We start from the raw sequence: 2,047 nt of genomic DNA, 5'->3' as shown, positions 1-2,047 counted from the left end.
AATAAAACAACAATAAAAGCGCAGACTGCAAAAGCAATCTGCGCTCACACGGTTACCAAACTTAATTTTAATGGTAACTATTTAACGGCAACGCTTCGAAAGTGGCGCCCATGGTTCAAGCATTACTGGTTCTTGATCCAATACAGCTAAAGTTTCTTTGTCAAGGTACTTTTTGTTGATGATTATTTCGTTCACATAACGATCGAACCACTCTGCTGAGCCAACATAATAGCCGTCTTCGCCAGCATCCTTGCCCCAGCTGTTCTCGATCTTCCAGCGATCTGGATCGCCATCTTTATTAAGATTTACGCCAGTGAATGTCATTGCGTGATTTCCTGGGCAATCCATATATTCCAAACCGTGAGCTTTATCGAATGTAAACTTCACATCAAACAATTCATCTACGCGCACAACTGCAGGATCGAAGAATCCACTGTCACGCAAGGAGAACTGTGTGCAATCGCATGCAAACCAGATTGGATGACCATCTTTTAATTGGTCTACAGCTGCTTTTTTGAATACATCGAGAGGAACGTTAACAAATTCCATTTCCTTTGTTTCAGCTACGTTGGTGCTGTACTTGAATTGGTAGAGCTTGTTGAATGGTGTGCGTTCCATAGGCGCGTTGCATATTGTTACGAAGTCGTTTACGTCAACTGGGACGTACTTCTTTGCGAACTCAAGTGGAGTAATTCCATATTCACAAATCATTGGACGCTCATCTTTGCCGGTTTTTGGCTTGTCAGCTTTGCTGGTTTTCTCGCTATCTTTCTTGGTTTCGTCTTTTTCGCCGTCCTTCTTATCGTCGTCATCTTTAGTTCGCGCGAAGAAGTCAAACTGTGCAGGTGGTTCACCCAGGGCAATAGTTGTCATGCGATAAACGGTTTCCAAATCGCGAACTTTCATTTCGCGCAATTCTTCCAAAGAAGTTCCGTTCTTATGAGCTTCACGCAATTCGTATGCAAACTCGCGCAACTTGGTATTGATGTACTGTACGAATGCATCAGAGTCGACTGAGTTCTGTGAATCTGGATATGCACTCTTTGGCACAAGTCCGTACTTGTTTACCAAGTTGACGAACATTTGCCACCAGCCGCCGTCATCGATTGGACCATAGTTAATGCTCTCAAAAAGTCGGCTATTAACATCTTCATCAAGTGTTGAAAGCACATTTTCCAAATAAGCGTTTGCTTTTTCAATCTTGTCCCAGAAGAATAGGTAGCTTTCTGAAAACTCAAAGTCGTCTAAATTCCACTTATGCATTACTTCGTATCGCAAAGTATTAAGTGAGGCGAACATCCAGCAGCGTCCGGAGCGCTTCTGATTGGTAATGCTGCCTTGTTTTAATTCTATTGAGAATTCGCGAGGAAGAGCACGCTTGCCTTGGTAGCTTGTTGCGGCTTTAAGTACACCATTTGTTACTGCTGCATTCGCGGCGAGAAGATTTGCGCGCTGTTCGTTAAAATGTTTGGAATAATTTTTTACATGTTCCAGAGTTACGGCTTTGATGTTTTCAGCCATGAGCTTATTCATTCTCCTTTTAGAGTTGAAAGTACGAATAAAAAATATTGTATACTGCTCAATGTCTCGCGTGTGTTTCTTGTCTATGCCTATTTTCGGCATTTGCTTGAATACTATWAATTATTTTAKTTACGTATCCTGGGCATTCGAAATACTGTTTGCCCAGGATATTTGTAAATACATGCTGTAAATACGCAATTTAAGCTGCTTAAAGCCAACTTACAACGGCAAAATATCGCTTAAATCATCACGCTCGCCAATTGCACTTATGTTGCCAAAGTCCTGTTCCTGATGCCATTTAGTAACACCACTCGCTAATCGAAGCCATACTTTAGGCTCAAGTTCAATAACATCTGGCGGCGTGAGATTATGCGGATCCGAAGCTGGTCCTTCCAAAATTTTTACTGCACCAAAAGGCGCAACTCTTACTTCTACTGCACACCCAGGCACCTTATTTTCAAGAAGATATAACGAATATCTAACTGCTAAAGCTTCGTCGCTTAAAGAGATATTTAAAATATTACTA

Annotated in this window: 2 protein-coding genes; both read right to left on the bottom strand. The window is 41.6% G+C overall.

Features of this window, described 5'->3' with window-relative positions; all coding sequences use genetic code 11:
* Positions 1-81 precede the first annotated feature (81 nt).
* Positions 82-1,521 carry an aminopeptidase C gene (locus tag A5294_RS05125; RefSeq protein WP_064340619.1) on the bottom strand — a complete coding sequence of 480 codons (1,440 nt, stop codon included), beginning with the start codon at positions 1,519-1,521 and terminating at the stop codon, positions 82-84.
* A 219-nt stretch (positions 1,522-1,740) separates the two neighbouring features.
* On the bottom strand, positions 1,741-2,047 hold a 307-nt coding region (locus tag A5294_RS05120), incomplete at its 5' end, for a sterol carrier family protein (RefSeq protein ID WP_064340618.1).

The sequence above is a fragment of the Gardnerella sp. 30-4 genome (assembly GCF_001641215.1).
Classification (GTDB): domain Bacteria; phylum Actinomycetota; class Actinomycetes; order Actinomycetales; family Bifidobacteriaceae; genus Bifidobacterium; species Bifidobacterium leopoldii.
Note: the sequence above shows the minus strand (reverse complement) of the source record. Positions and strands in the feature narration are given on the sequence as shown.